Origin of the sequence: Paenibacillus sp. FJAT-26967, from assembly GCF_001541095.1 — a bacterium.
Lineage (GTDB): Bacteria > Bacillota > Bacilli > Paenibacillales > NBRC-103111 > Paenibacillus_F.
On the sequence record NZ_LMXH01000001.1, the window covers coordinates 1,904,095 to 1,917,966 of the forward strand.

The following is a 13,872-nucleotide window of genomic DNA, read 5'->3' on the forward strand; positions in this document are numbered from 1 at the left end:
GCAAGGGATGAGAGTACTGCTAACAGGAGCAAGGTCCTATACGGCACTGGACATGGCCAGACGTTTACAGCTTGGCGGCTGCTCGGTGTATGCCGCGGACTGTGTGCGGTTTCCCGTCAGTGCCGGTTCACGGGCTCTGAAGGGCTTCTTCTATCTAACCTCTCCCAGAGAAGACTTGCGAGGATTTATCCGGGGTTTGCAGGAGGTCATCCGACGCGAGCGGATTCAGCTTCTGCTTCCAAGCAGCGAGGAGATTCTCTATCTGGCCCCTTTCCTGGAAGAGCTAGAGGCAGATTGCCGTGTCTTCTGCGCTCCTTTCGAGCAATTAAAGATGCTGCATAACAAGTGGACATTCTCGCAGCTGACCTCAGATTGCCTGATTCAAACTCCGGAGACGGTGCTGATGCTTACGCCGGAAGATATGTCCGGGCTCAAGCTGCCTGCCAGCAGCTATGTGTTCAAACCTGTCTACAGCAGATTCGCTTCACGGACCGTCATTGCCCCTGCCGGGCTTCCGCATACAGTTAACCCGAGTCCGGAAGATCCCTGGATCGCACAGAAATATGTGCACGGCAGGGAACTGTGCAGCTATCATCTGGCTGTTGACAGAGTCATTGCCGCCGAGTCCTGCTACGAGCCCGTCTATCGACTGGGTAAGGCTTCGGGTTACTACTTTGAGCCTGTGCAACATCCGCGGATCTCGAATTTTGCGGCAGAACTGGTGCGGAAGCTGGATTTTACCGGACACATCTCGTTTGATTTTATCGAAGAAGAATCCGGGAATGTATTCGTGCTTGAATGTAATCCGAGATCCACCAGCGGTTTACATTTGGTGTCTCGGCATGATTTTGTAAAGCCGCTGCTGGAGTTCGTGCGTGCAAGAGCTTCTTTCGATGGAGACGAACCGTTGACAGACGCCAGGCTCGAAGGCAGGACTGCTCGCTCTGCGCCAAGCGCCAAACCAAGAATGATTGCCTATGCGATGCTGGGTAATCCGTTTTATCACGGCTTGCGAGGAATGAAATGCTGGCTGCGGGACTACGGCCGGGCCGGGGATGTCCTGTGGGACCGGACGGACCCATGGGTCATTCCTTATCATGTATTGAGTTTGGTTGAAACGGTCTATGACAGTCTAACACGCAGGATCAGCTTCAAAAACGCCGCAACGGCGAATATCGAATGGGACGGAGAACCGGAATGGAACCGATAACTGCATATCTTAACGGTATTGGAGAAACGGACTCTCTTAAGCCTCATACGGAGCCTGAACCGAATCCGGACGGGATGGTGGAAGCCTACACGCTGCCTCTGATAGAAGATGGAGCCGCTGCCTACATGGCAAATGTAAGGACACAAGTTCAAATGGTTCAAGTAGGTCCGCACCTTATTCCGATGACGTATAACGACAAGGAATACTCGAATTCATACGTGTGTTCTCCTTATTCCACTTATGTCTCATACGCCTATGAGGAACTTGTGCTTTTTCGCAGCAGAGCACTGAGAGCTGTGCTGGCGGGCGTTATAGGGACGATCGCGCCGCTGCTCAAAGCCGGACGGATCAACCGCAACATCCACCTGAACAACTGGCTGCTATCCACCAATCTGTACGAAGAGATGGGTAAGGAAGATCTCCGGCTGGCTACCGAGAGGCTGGTTAGCCGCTACCCCGGGCATGCCATCGTGCTGCGCTCGCTTAACGAGAGAACCAATTCCGGTCTGATGGAGATTCTGAAAAGTCTCGGATACCGCTTTGTTCCCAGCAGGCAGGTCTATTTTTTTGACGGCCGGAATCCCCAGTATCTGGAGAAGCAGAATAATCGCTGGGATGCCAGGCTGCTCAAGAAGTCAGGTTATACCATTCTGGACCATGAAGACTTTACCGAAAGCGATTATAAACGGATTGTGGACCTGTATGAACAGCTGTACATACAAAAATATTCGGCGCTGAATCCCCAGTTCACCGAAGCTTATATATCAAACTGCCATAGAAACGGCTTGATGTACATGCAGGGCTTGAAAGATGCAGATGGAGTTCTTCAAGGAGTTGTCGGCTGCTTTATCCGAGGGGGAATAATGACGGTTCCGTTGGTTGGCTACGACACCTCTCTGCCTCAAAAACTCGGTTTGTACCGGATGCTGATGAGTCTGGTCTTGAACCGGGCGGCGCGGCAGAGGCAGCTGCTTCATCTGAGCTCCGGCGCCGCTCATTATAAGCGCATCCGGGGAGGGGAACCCGCCATCGAATACAGCGCTGTTTATACCCGCCATCTTCCTCCTGGAAGAAGAATGATGTGGTCGGTGCTTGGCGGTATTTTAAATAGAATAGGGGTACCGGTGATGAGGAAGTATCAACTATGAGCACCCATACACTTCAGAGCCACTGGCTTCCGGCCTGCCGTGTGGAGGAATTGCGTCGTAAACCATTAGCTGTTACCGTGCTGGATCAGGAGTTTGTATTATTCCGGACCCAGGCGGGTGTCCATGCTCTGGTGGACCGCTGCCCGCACCGTAACGTTCCCTTATCCGGGGGTGTTGTGCACGGGAACTCCATCACATGTCCTTATCATGGATGGGAATTTGACGGCAGCGGTGTGTGCACGCGCGTTCCCGGACTTTGTTCGTTCAAGCCGGGTGAGCATATGAATGCTGCTGCCGTACGCGTTGCCGAGCAGGATGGATTTATATGGATCAAGCTGCCTGAAGAGGCGCCAGCCGCTGAAGGAGAGAGCGCTCCCGCTTCGCTGCCCTTTATGAAGGACCCGACCTTGTACTCGTTCGTTTGGAAGACGGCTGTCCGCGGTACTTTGCTTAATGCGGCCGAGAATTTGCTGGATGCAACCCATACGCATTATGTTCATGCTGGTCTTATTCGTACGGACAAGAATAGGCAGCGGGTGAAGGCCTGCATCACGGCTTCCGGCAGTGGAGTTGAGATTGAGTACAGCGGCGAATCGGGCCAAGCAGGCTTGATTTCCCGCATTTTTGAACGGGACAGACAGACCAGCTATGGCCGGTTCCTGATGCCCGGCATAGCACAAATTGAATACCGTTCCTCCAAAGGGCTGACGCTGCTCATTACAGCACTGATGAAACCGACTTCGGCAGATTATCAAGATATTTATGCCATTGTCACCGTTAAACGCGGACTTATTCCAGGCAGCCTTAAGAAGCTCGTCATCACACCTTTTCTGAAAAAAGCGCTCAAGCAGGATATCCGCATCGTTGAAGTGCAGCAGGCGGCTCTGGAAAGAGGCGGCGGAGAAGATTTTCATTCGACACAGGCAGATCTGATCCGCCCGTATCTGGAGCAGTTAATGCGCGGGAGAATTTATTCGAGCCGGTTGGAAAAGACGGTTTATTTGCATGTGTAGGGAGTTCCCTCTGAACTAGCTCAATCCTCTAATTTTTATACCCGAAACGGATAGTAACGGAATACGAAAGTAGGATCGTGTTAATAGTGAGGGTATAGGAACAGAAGAGGACAAATGTACGGGGGGACAGAGGATGGAGGCTCAACCTGAATTTCAGCGGATTCGAGAATCTTTGCCTCACTGGCTTGAGACGAGCCGGTTGACGACGTCAGAAGGAGCAGTCGCTACCTATATTCCTGAGCTGGCGAAGATACAGGCGGATGCTTTAGGTATTCATCTTATGAATGGCCAGGGAGAATTTTCGTCAGCGGGTGATTGCGGGTTCCCCTTTACGATGCAAAGCGTCTCCAAAGTATTCACGCTGATTCTGGCGCTGATGGATAGAGGGGAAGAGGAGGTTTTTGCCAAGGTGGGCAAAGAACCTACGGGTGATGATTTTAACTCCATGTTGAAACTGGAGCTGGTCGAGCCGGGTATCCCCTTTAATCCGCTTATTAACGCGGGGGCTATTACAGTTTCTTCCTTGATTCGCGGGCGTTCCTCTCAAGAACAATCCGCAAGAATTCTAACATTTTTCCGGGAGTTGGCGAATAACGAGTCGCTTGATTATGATGAGAAAGTATTCGAATCCGAGCTTGACAGCGGGCATCTGAACCGGTCATTGGGTTATTTTCTCAAGCATAATGGCGTACTTGAAGGAAGTGTGGAAGAAGTCCTTCATGTTTATTTTCGTCACTGCTCTATACGTGCTACTTGTGCGGATTTAGCAAGAATGGGGCTTGTGCTGGCATATGACGGCACGGATCCTATTACCGGCAGAAATCTGATTCCGCGGCGTTTCGTCCAAATCGCCAAAACGTTCATGACAACGTGCGGCATGTACAATGCTTCCGGTGAATTCGCCATTAGTGTAGGTCTACCCGCTAAAAGCGGCGTATCGGGCGGTATTCTGGCACTTGTGCCGGGACGGTATGGGATCGGAATTATAGGGCCAGCATTAAATGAGAAAGGCAACAGTGTTGCGGGCGTGCATCTTCTGCAGCGGATGTCCCGGCAGTTTGATTGGAGTTTATTCTGAGCAATATCGGCCGCGGAGTGGTTCAAGACCACAAAAAAGACATGTCTCTTACCATGTCATTTTTGACGTGAGGGGTTAGCTCAGTCTTATCATGTTACTTGCTGCGATGGGACCGTTTTGCCCTGGGCGATTTCGGCAAATGTCTAGTTCTCCTTTGGTTCCGGTTGATAGAAGTAAGGCTGCTCTCCATAATATGAAGACGTTTCTCCAGTTCCAGTAAATGCTGCTGGATCTCCAGATTTTCTTGTTCTGCTTTATAATTAATCGCAATGTCCAGCATCTGTTCCTGCTTATCTTTGGTCGCCTGCCGGTTCTGGCTCATCTGAATCATGGTCGATTGGTAGAAAGAAAGAATGGTCAGAGCAAAGCTCAGTATAAACAAGGAATTCCTTTCATTGTTAATGAATGTCCAGGCAAAGATGATGCTGCCGAAAATAATAAGGAACCACCAGCTGCCGACAGCGATGGCAACTTTGTCCGCAATCCGGTCCCAGCGGTCGGCTTTCTTCTCCTGCTGTTCATATAAATAAGATTTAATTTTGCCTTGGTATTCATGAACCATTTGCGAAACCCGATAGACATCGTGTTTACTCAACTTTTTCTCGGGATATTTTTCGAGTTCCTTTAGAAGAAGTTCTTCGGATTTGATGTCGTCTGTACTTTTCTCGCTCTCCATTTGGTAATCCTCCCTGCTAAAGCGTATTCTAAGGTGTTATGGGGGTTGCCCTTTAATTTTTACCCCTAAGGTCCCGACTTAATCATATATGAGAGATTCTTAAGGAAATTTTCATTTCTTTGGGATAATTTAGTCGGGTTATGGTAAGATAGCTGCGGGATTAGTTCGATACAAGATATCCGGGGCAAAAGGTGCCGGTGGATTTCTCAAAAAACGAATGAATACAGGCTCGGCTGCAAAAAGATGAGCTTATACAAGGGAGACAGGTTATGAGTACCTTAGCCATGCTGCGAAACCCCAAACAACGCAAATTATTGTTCAGTGCAGGTCTGAGCTGGATGTTTGATGCGATGGATGTCGGAATTATTTCCTTTATTGTAGCCGCACTTGCGATAGACTGGAATTTATCCCCCGGGCAGGTGGGAGTCTTGACGAGCATTAATTCCGTGGGAATGGCGGTCGGGGCCGCTTTAGCCGGATATATGGCGGACCGCTACGGCCGCAAATCCGTGCTGCTCTGGACGCTGCTGCTCTTCTCGGCCGCCAGCGGTTTATCTGCCCTCGCAGCGAGTTTTACGGTACTGTGCGCACTAAGATTTATTGCGGGGGTCGGTCTTGGCGGCGAGCTGCCGGTCGCCTCCACCTTAGTGTCCGAGAGTATGCCGGTTAAGGAGCGCGGGAGAGCCGTTGTTCTGCTGGAAAGCTTCTGGGCAGGCGGATGGATTCTGGCCGCTCTGATTGCGTACTTCGTCATTCCGTATTACGGATGGAAGTCCGCGTTTATTATAGGAGCCGTACCCGCCCTGTATGCCCTTTACTTAAGACGGGCGATAGAAGACTCGCCCAAGTTCATACGGCAGGAGCTGAAGACGTCCTTTCTGCACAAGCTGCAATCCGTCTGGTCCGCCGATTACCGCCGTTCCACGATTATGCTGTGGGTGCTGTGGTTTACGGTGGTGTTTTCCTATTATGGCATGTTCTTGTGGCTTCCTACCGTTATGGTTATGAAAGGATTCAGTCTGGTAAAAAGCTTCCAGTATGTGCTCATTATGACGCTTGCCCAACTGCCGGGTTATTTTACGGCCGCTTATTTTATCGAGAAATACGGACGGAAATTCGTCCTCGTGACTTACTTGCTTCTGACTGCCGTAAGCGCAATCTGGTTCGGAAGTGCAGAATCGGTCGGAATGCTGATAGCAGCCGGGATTTGTCTGTCCTTCTTCAACCTGGGCGCATGGGGCGGACTCTATGCTTACACGCCTGAGCTGTATCCGACTTCCACACGTTCCACGGGTGTCGGGCTTGCCGCATCTGTCGGCAGAATCGGAGGCATTATTGCCCCGCTGCTTGTCGGTATGCTTGTCGGCTGGAAAGTAGAAATTCAGACGATTTTCATCCTGTTCTTTGTCACTATTATTGTCGGTGCAATGGCCGTGCTGTTCCTGGGCAAAGAGACCAAGGGGAAAGAACTGGATTGAAAGTTGCCGGACTATAACAAATGGGGATGGAGGGATAGAGATTGGCTTCAAGCAGCAAGCAGACAACCGGGCCGAATTCTTCCTTATCACCAGAAGTCGTATCAGATAAGCGCACGACCTGGGCTTTATTGATCGGAATTATTTTTGTGGCCGCTGTACTCCGGGCTCCCATGACATCGGTAGGACCGTTAGTCGGAACGATCCGGGATGATTTAAATCTGTCCAACACGATGGCAGGATCTTTGACGACCTTGCCGCTCCTGGTTTTTGCTTTCTTCTCGCCGTTTGCACCCAAGCTGGCACGAAGGTACGGCGTAGAAATGGTGCTGTTGGGGGCTATGGGCCTGCTGACTCTCGGTATTCTAATCCGTTCTTCCTCAGGCGCAGGCACGCTGTTTCTAGGTACAGCCCTGCTCGGGCTTGGAATCGCGCTCGGCAACGTACTTATGCCTGGACTTATTAAAAGAGAGTTCCCCGCACGGATCGGTCTCATGACCGGGATTTATACGGTATCTATGAATCTGTGCGGAGCTATTGCATCGGGAATAAGTGTTCCGCTTGTCACTACAGCGGGTATGGGTTGGAAAGGCTCACTCGGCGGATGGGCGCTGTTAAGCTTGGTTTCTCTGCTGCTCTGGGCACCGCAAGTGCTCAAGCGGCGAAGCCGATTAGCTGTGGCTGCGATAAGCGCAGTATCCGAACATAAGCCCGTCCAGATGTGGCGTTCATCTCTTGCCTGGAAAATTACTCTGTTTATGGGCCTCCAGTCGATGTTCTTCTATTCATTCGTTGCCTGGCTGCCCGAAATCCTAACGTCTCGCGGACTTCCTCCTGATCAAGCGGGCTGGATGTTGTCCCTGATGCAATTGGCCCAGTTACCGTTTACTTTCCTTGTTCCCATACTAGCGGGACGTATGGCAAATCAGCGTCTGCTGGTTACCTTTACTTTCGTGTTGTTCATGGCGGGATTCTCGGGGCTGGAGCTTGGAAGTGCGCAGTGGATTCCCCTCTGGGTAGCGATGTGCGGTGTTGCCGGGGGGAGTGCCTTCAGTCTGGCGATGATGTTCTTTACGCTGCGGACCCGGACGACACAGGAAGCATCGGAATTATCAGGTATGGCGCAGTCATTCGGCTATTTACTTGCTGCTGCAGCTCCAACCTTATTCGGCTATTTACACGATGTCAGCGGAGGGTGGCGTATTCCTATTCTGCTGCTTATTCTTGTCGCGAGCCTGATGTTCATTGTCGGATGGAGTGCAGGAAGTAACCGTTATATAGAACCGGCAGGGGATAAATGACGTTTTGGAGCATGCTGTTTAGCAGCGGTTAGGAATAGTGAACAGGACATGCTGTATTGAGAATGAATATAAAATACGGATAAAAGGCCGCGGAAACGCGGTCTTTTTTCTTTGTCTGGCATTCAACTAATGAGCCCGTACGAAGATGGAATCCTGCAGAAAAGTAGTACGAGTATAGTACTAATTAGTCTTTCCTATGAATACATATACGTAAAGCTTGTTCCATTACTGTCCGCGTACAGTTGGGTTAACCTTTGTATTCATTGAATGAGGGGATGGGCACGGGATGAAACAGATATCGATTAAACCCGCCATACTTGGAATCGGGACCGCTGTTCCTGTTTACCGTCTGGAACAGCGGGAGGTTGCCTCCCGGTTAGCGGAGGCATTACAGGATTATCCGGACTCTGCCCGCTGGGCGAGAAGGATCTTTCACCAATGCGGGGTTGTAAACCGCTTTACCTGCGAGCCTAATTTGCTCGAGCCCCCGGAACAGTGCCGGTACTTGATCCGTGAATCTCTGGATGAGGTTCCTTCAACCGAAGAGCGCATGCAGCTGTATAAAAAAGAATCGGTTCCTCTAGCGCTTGAAGCAGCCGGACAAGCACTGGCGGACAGCGGCACTAAGTCAGCGGAGATCACACACCTGTTAACTGTCAGCTGTACGGGACAATTCCTGCCCGGACTTGACAGTGCGTTAATCGACCAGTTGGGTCTCGAGCGGGATATCGTCCGGTATCCGTTCCAATTCCAAGGCTGCGCCGCCGGTTTGAAAGCGATCTGTATGGCAAAAGATCTGGTGAGTGCTTCGCCGCAGGCTAAGGTGCTCATTGTCTGCGTTGAATTATGCACCCTGCATATACAGCCATCTGCCCGCCGGGAGGATCTCTTCGGGGCTTCTTTCTTCGGTGATGGATCATCCGCTTGTGTTGTAGCGGTTCCAGGAATAAAGCAGCCTCAAGAACAGGCAGTATTCACACTGGGCGACTACCGGTCTGTGCTTTTGCCGGATACGGCCGAAGAAATGGTATGGGAAATAGGGAATCACGGCTTCAACTTGTATCTTTCACCTCATATTCCGAAGCATATTAGTCAGTACATACCAGCCGAAGTAGAACGTTTGTTAGGCGCCGATCATTTGCCTGAGCTGTGGGCGATTCATCCTGGGGGCAGAGGAATTGTCGACGCTGTCCAGGCGATGTACGGGCTGACCGATGAGCAAGTGAGTCCGAGCCGTACTGTTCTCAGTAATTTTGGCAATTTGTCATCGGCTACTTTGCTGTTCGTGCTTCGTGAATTAAGAGAACGTCTGGCAGCAGATCAGTCCGCCGAAGCGGAAGGCGTTGCCTTGGCATTCGGGCCGGGTTTAACGGCGGAGCTGCTCCGTATCTCCTATATCCCCTCTGGAGCACAAGTCATGCCAAAACCGGATCAACTATATGTTTAAGCGGTTGAAGCTGCGGGCTGCGGAGCCGGAATTGATGGATGATCTGACAACAGGCGGGGAAGAGCTGCAAGAGGCTTTGGTTCATCTGCGGCTGCTGAATAAAATTTTTGCAGCAGCAGGGCCGACCGTATACGGGGTACACAGGCTGTGGATCGCGGCCGGAAAGCCCGGGAGTTTGACTGTGCTGGATATTGGTGCGGGATCGGGAGATGTTAATCAGCAGCTTCTCCGCTGGGCGGACCGGAACGGAATCGCACTGGAGATTACACTTATGGATATTACGGACGAAGCCTGCCGGGAGGCCCGTAAGCTGTTTGAGAACGAGCCCCGTGTACAGGTCGTACGTGGAGACTTGTTTGCCTTGCCCGTACAGTGCGCAGATATTGTGACGGGCACTCAGTTTGTTCATCATTTCGCCTCTGATGAGCTTGCCGCTGCGGTGCAAAGTATGCGAGAAGCTTCACGGTACGGTGTCGTCCTTAACGATATACACCGGCACTGGATTGCCTGGGCGGCCGTGTGGCTCACTACAAGATTTATTTCCAGGAACCGTTATATTCTGAATGACGGTCCGCTGTCGGTTGCCAAGGGATTCCGGTCTTCCGAATGGAAGAAGCTGGAATCTGAGCTGGCCGTCTCGAATTTTCACATCTCGTGGAGGCCGCTGTTCCGGCATGCAGTGGTTATTCCTAAGTGAGCCGGCTTAGCGATGGTCAACGATCCGGGTGGTGCTGGGAATCAAAGAAAGCCGAATACAATATTGATCAGCGGAGCTGAGCCAGATGATAGATAAAGTAGATGTGGCTGTTCTCGGTGCAGGTCTCGCCGGAAGTACACTGGCCAAGATGCTGGCGGATATGGGCTGGAGCGTCTCTTTAATCGACCGGCAGCAATTCCCGAGGCACAAGGTCTGCGGTGAATTTCTTTCGCCTGAATCTCTTCAATCGCTGGAAGAGTGCGGCCTGTTGCAGCTGGTCGAAAGCCTTGGCCCTCGCACCATAACAGAGGCATATCTTGTTGAGAGCGGAGGAAGCTCCGTACGCATTCCACTGCCTGGACGGGCTATCGGCATCAGCCGCTACTGCCTGGACGCAGCCCTGCATGAGGCTGCGGTTAAGTCAGGGGCTCAGGTGTATACGGCATCCACCGTGACGGGTATCCATGCTCCTCCTGTTCATCCTGCTCATTCTACTCAGGGCCACGGGTACACCATTGAAGTCAGGAGGCACGGGCATAACTTCAAGCTTGAAGCGAGAGCAGTTATCGCGGCATGGGGGGCAGGCCGGCGTGTGCCTGTTACAGGCGCAGGCTGGAGAGGCGGGGCTGATCTCATCGGGCAGCCGGGAACAACGGTTCGCGCAGCCAGCCGCTCTGCCGGAGCAGAGCCAGTATATAGCGCGAACCGGCGTCTTCCGGCTGCAGGCGGAACTGCGCACGTAGGCGTGAAGTCTCATTTCACAGGCATCGGGATGGGGTCGTCCGTCGAGCTGTATTTCGTGCCCGGCGGCTATGTAGGCCTCGCACCTGTCGAGGGCGGGATCGTGAACGCCGCGGCGCTGCTGCCGCGTGAGCTTGTCCGGGGAACCGATTCTTCGGTTGCCGGGATTATCGCCGCGGCGGCGAGAATGAATCCGAAGCTGCAGCAGCGGCTGGAGCCGGCTGCTCCGGTGGCCGGCTCGCAGGCGGCCGTGGCGCCAGTCGACCTGCAGCGCGGGCTTACTGCGTGGGATGTCATCCCGCAGGTCGGCGACGCCACCGTCATGATTCCGCCGCTGTGCGGTGACGGAATGTCGATGGCGCTTCGCTCGGCTGCACTGTGTGCGCCGCTGGCAAACAGCTACCTGCTTGGAGAGATCGGTCTCGCCCTCTGGGAAGAGAGATACACCGCCGCGCTGCAGCGAGAATTCAACAGCCCGCTCCGCTGGGGGCGGCTGCTGCAAGCTGCCCTCGGCGTAAGCTGGATGCCACGGGCTGTGATGGGCTTGGCTCAGCTCTCCCCGGCCCTGGCAGCGGGGCTTATCCAAGCCACCCGTCTGAAACCGGAACGCTAGCCCGAGTATTTCCTGCCGGTCAATATGAACGAAAGGGGTGTGGAGTATGAGCGCACACAAGCTAGCCATACTCTCCTTTCGAAGACCGGCGAGAATTATCGGGCTTGTTCTGATCTTCCTAGTCTTCGGCGGATACTACGCCTTCAAGCTGCCTTCCGTCCTCCAAGGACATGGTCTGCAGCTTGAAGGCTCCTACCATCAAGTGCAGAATAAACTTGCGTCTGAATTCGGAATCCCGGCAGACCCTGTTATTCTTCTGTATGAGAATGAAGGCGGGGTCAATTCGGATTATTTTCGTAAGGTTACTTATCAGATAGAGTCGTCTCTACAGCGTATTTCCGGATTTATGTTTGCCGAGTCTTCGTGGGAGAGGGAGGACAGGCAAGAAGGTAATTTCGCCTATACATTAGCCGCATTTAGACAACAGCCCCATGAAATGAGAGCGGTACTTGGAGAGCTTCGCAAGCTGCTGCCGGAAGATCCTCACATTTCAGTGAAAATAACGGGTAAAGCAGCAGTTCAAGAAGATGTGAACGCTGCCAGTACAGCAGATTTGCAGAAAGCTGAGCTTATTGGAATACCAGCGGCATTCATCATCATGCTTATTGCTTTTGGCGGTGTGGTACTGGCCGTCATCCCTCTGTTGATCGGGGTATCCGGCGTAGTTATTGCAATGGGAATCATGTACGCGATAGGTGTTCATGTGGAGTTGTCTAATTTCGTGTATAACGTAATACCGATGGCGGGGCTTGCTTTGAGTGTAGATTTTGCTCTAATCGTAGTCAGCAGGTTCAGAGAGGAAATCCGGTTTCATCGTCCGGAGGAAGCGATGTCGGTTACGATGAAGACGGCTGGCCGGGCTGTACTGCTATCCGCGGGCTGTGTATTGCTTGGTTTGACAGGGGTCATGTTCATTCCTCTGCCGATCTTCAGTACAGTTGCGGCTGGAGCGGTTGTAGTCCTCGTTGTATCTGTTCTGCTTACCTTTACACTGCTGCCTGCACTGCTTTCCTTGGCTGTGGGTTACGTTCTTAAAGAAAACCGGGGCACCCGCAGAAGTCGGAGCTTGTCACATGCAAATTTAATGCATTCTATGACGTACTATGTCATGCAGAGGCCGATTCGCATGGTCGTTGTTTCCTGTCTTTTGCTTGTTGTATGCACACTTCCCGTTTTGGCGATGAAGGTGTCGATTCCGGATGAGACCTCCTTGCCGGTGAAGGCGGAATCCCGCTTTGTTGCTGACGTGCTCCATACACATTTTGACGGCCCCCTAGAGGAAACTGTATATCTGCTTCTGGAGGGCAGGGGGGACCGGTTAGAAGAAAAAGATTGGATAAACGCACATATGCTAACACAGATACTGGCTACAGATCCGGATGTGCAGCGTGTCGATTCTGTTTTTTCTCATAGAGGCTTGTCTGGGGATCAATGGGCTGAACTAGCTGCTAAACCGGGTCTGTTCAAATTATATGAGTCTTACACCAGGCATTTTGTGCACAACAATCGAATGTTAATAGCTGTAAAGCTTAAAAATGCGGCTGATTCTAAACAAGCGATCAATTGGGTTCGGAAATGGGAGCGGTTAGGAAAAGGTGATCATTCCTTAGCGGAAATACGTGATAGTGTGAAGAGTAAACTTATCGATCATCGATTACAGGTTGAACAGACTCCGGATAAAAATTCACACGGGAATAACATTACTTTCTTGCTTGGAGGCAAGGCTAAATATGAGCAAGAAATTAGAGATACCATTCTTGAATATTTACCTGGAGCACTTCTATTTATTGTCGGATCGAATTTGATCGTATTATTTTTAGCTTTCCGCTCCATTCTCGTACCGATCAAAACCGTGCTAATGAATTTTCTTAGTCTCGGAGCTTCGTTTGGGATATTGGCATGGGTATTCAGCACGGAAGAATGGGGCCTTGGCACGGAGCCCGGCCGTATTGCCATAATGATACCAGTCTTTATATTTGGTCTTGTCTTTGGGATCAGTATGGATTATGGGATATTTCTCGTATCACGAATCGCTGAGAGCTACCGGATCACCGGTGATAATCACGCATCGGTTCTCCTGGGGACTGCCTCGACCAGCCGTATCATTACTTCAGCAGCTGCCATCATGATCGCGGTAACATTACCATTTGCGCTGGGAGATGTGGTTGGAGTCAAGCAGCTCGGCATTGGTATCGCCGCTGCTATTTTTATAGATGCGACGATTATCCGGTTGATTCTGGTGCCTTCACTGATGAAGCTGATGGGCAAGTGGAACTGGTGGGCACCTTAAATGAAAATGGTTCACTCTGTTAAGATCTTTCTCCGAGGAGAAAGGTCTGTTTGCTTTATTTACGAACTTTTAACAATTTGAGGGGACGATCCGCCAATTTATGCTACAATCGGGTTAGGTTAAGATCTCGGTCTATTAATTGTTCCTACACTGGTTGGGTAAGGAGACCCCATATGTCAGACG

Annotated in this window: 11 protein-coding genes; 10 read left to right on the forward strand and 1 reads right to left on the reverse strand. The window is 51.6% G+C overall.

Annotated elements, in window-relative coordinates:
- Positions 1-7 precede the first annotated feature (7 nt).
- From AR333_RS08530 to glsA, 4 genes are all read left to right on the forward strand, one after another.
- The gene (locus tag AR333_RS08530; RefSeq protein WP_068774831.1) at positions 8-1,210 is read left to right on the forward strand and encodes an ATP-grasp domain-containing protein; all 1,203 of its coding nucleotides are present in this window, start codon (positions 8-10) and stop codon (positions 1,208-1,210) included.
- Positions 1,198-2,358 (forward strand): GNAT family N-acetyltransferase, encoded by a 1,161-nt coding sequence (locus AR333_RS08535; protein WP_068774832.1) that lies wholly within the window; start codon positions 1,198-1,200, stop codon positions 2,356-2,358. Before AR333_RS08530 ends, AR333_RS08535 begins: the two co-directional genes overlap by 13 nt.
- On the forward strand, positions 2,355-3,371 hold the full coding sequence (locus AR333_RS08540; protein ID WP_068774833.1) for an aromatic ring-hydroxylating dioxygenase subunit alpha: 1,017 nt from the start codon (positions 2,355-2,357) through the stop codon (positions 3,369-3,371). The genes AR333_RS08535 and AR333_RS08540 overlap by 4 nt, the downstream gene beginning before the upstream one ends.
- Before the next feature lie 133 nt (positions 3,372-3,504).
- Positions 3,505-4,449, forward strand: a complete 945-nt coding sequence (gene glsA, locus AR333_RS08545; RefSeq protein WP_068774834.1) for a glutaminase A — start codon at positions 3,505-3,507, stop codon at positions 4,447-4,449.
- Between the two features lie 94 nt (positions 4,450-4,543).
- Here the strand turns inward: glsA and AR333_RS08550 are convergent, their stop codons facing one another.
- On the reverse strand, positions 4,544-5,125 hold the full coding sequence (locus AR333_RS08550; RefSeq protein ID WP_068774835.1) for a DUF1003 domain-containing protein: 582 nt from the start codon (positions 5,123-5,125) through the stop codon (positions 4,544-4,546).
- Between the two features lie 269 nt (positions 5,126-5,394).
- Here AR333_RS08550 and AR333_RS08555 point away from each other — a divergent pair, with 269 nt between their 5' ends.
- From AR333_RS08555 to AR333_RS08580, 6 genes are all read left to right on the forward strand, one after another.
- Positions 5,395-6,603, forward strand: a complete 1,209-nt coding sequence (locus AR333_RS08555) for an MFS transporter (RefSeq protein ID WP_068774836.1) — start codon at positions 5,395-5,397, stop codon at positions 6,601-6,603.
- Positions 6,604-6,731: 128 nt separating this feature from the next.
- A complete protein-coding gene (locus tag AR333_RS08560) occupies positions 6,732-7,901 on the forward strand; it encodes an MFS transporter (RefSeq protein ID WP_253735795.1) in 1,170 nt (389 codons plus the stop codon).
- Positions 7,902-8,187: 286 nt separating this feature from the next.
- Entirely contained in the window at positions 8,188-9,348 is a 1,161-nt protein-coding gene (locus tag AR333_RS08565; protein WP_068774838.1) for a type III polyketide synthase, read from the forward strand.
- Positions 9,341-10,045 carry a methyltransferase domain-containing protein gene (locus AR333_RS08570; protein ID WP_068774839.1) on the forward strand — a complete coding sequence of 235 codons (705 nt, stop codon included), beginning with the start codon at positions 9,341-9,343 and terminating at the stop codon, positions 10,043-10,045. The genes AR333_RS08565 and AR333_RS08570 overlap by 8 nt, the downstream gene beginning before the upstream one ends.
- An 85-nt stretch (positions 10,046-10,130) precedes the next feature.
- The gene (locus AR333_RS08575) at positions 10,131-11,399 is read left to right on the forward strand and encodes an NAD(P)/FAD-dependent oxidoreductase (protein ID WP_068774840.1); all 1,269 of its coding nucleotides are present in this window, start codon (positions 10,131-10,133) and stop codon (positions 11,397-11,399) included.
- A gap of 46 nt (positions 11,400-11,445) precedes the next feature.
- Positions 11,446-13,689: an MMPL family transporter gene (locus AR333_RS08580; RefSeq protein WP_068774841.1), complete on the forward strand. Its 2,244-nt coding sequence runs from the start codon at positions 11,446-11,448 to the stop codon at positions 13,687-13,689.
- Positions 13,690-13,872: the final 183 nt, after the last annotated feature.

Excerpts from the sequence above, each read along its gene's own strand:
- AR333_RS08555 (WP_068774836.1), top strand. The coding sequence starts at position 5,395 with ATGAGTACCTTAGCCATGCTGCGAAACCCCAAACAACGCAAATTATTG.
- AR333_RS08530 (WP_068774831.1), top strand. The coding sequence starts at position 8 with ATGAGAGTACTGCTAACAGGAGCAAGGTCCTATACGGCACTGGACATG.
- AR333_RS08575 (WP_068774840.1), top strand. The coding sequence starts at position 10,131 with ATGATAGATAAAGTAGATGTGGCTGTTCTCGGTGCAGGTCTCGCCGGA.
- AR333_RS08550 (WP_068774835.1), bottom strand. The coding sequence starts at position 5,125 with ATGGAGAGCGAGAAAAGTACAGACGACATCAAATCCGAAGAACTTCTT.
- AR333_RS08580 (WP_068774841.1), top strand. The coding sequence starts at position 11,446 with ATGAGCGCACACAAGCTAGCCATACTCTCCTTTCGAAGACCGGCGAGA.
- AR333_RS08535 (WP_068774832.1), top strand. The coding sequence starts at position 1,198 with ATGGAACCGATAACTGCATATCTTAACGGTATTGGAGAAACGGACTCT.
- AR333_RS08570 (WP_068774839.1), top strand. The coding sequence starts at position 9,341 with ATGTTTAAGCGGTTGAAGCTGCGGGCTGCGGAGCCGGAATTGATGGAT.
- AR333_RS08540 (WP_068774833.1), top strand. The coding sequence starts at position 2,355 with ATGAGCACCCATACACTTCAGAGCCACTGGCTTCCGGCCTGCCGTGTG.
- glsA (WP_068774834.1), top strand. The coding sequence starts at position 3,505 with ATGGAGGCTCAACCTGAATTTCAGCGGATTCGAGAATCTTTGCCTCAC.
- AR333_RS08565 (WP_068774838.1), top strand. The coding sequence starts at position 8,188 with ATGAAACAGATATCGATTAAACCCGCCATACTTGGAATCGGGACCGCT.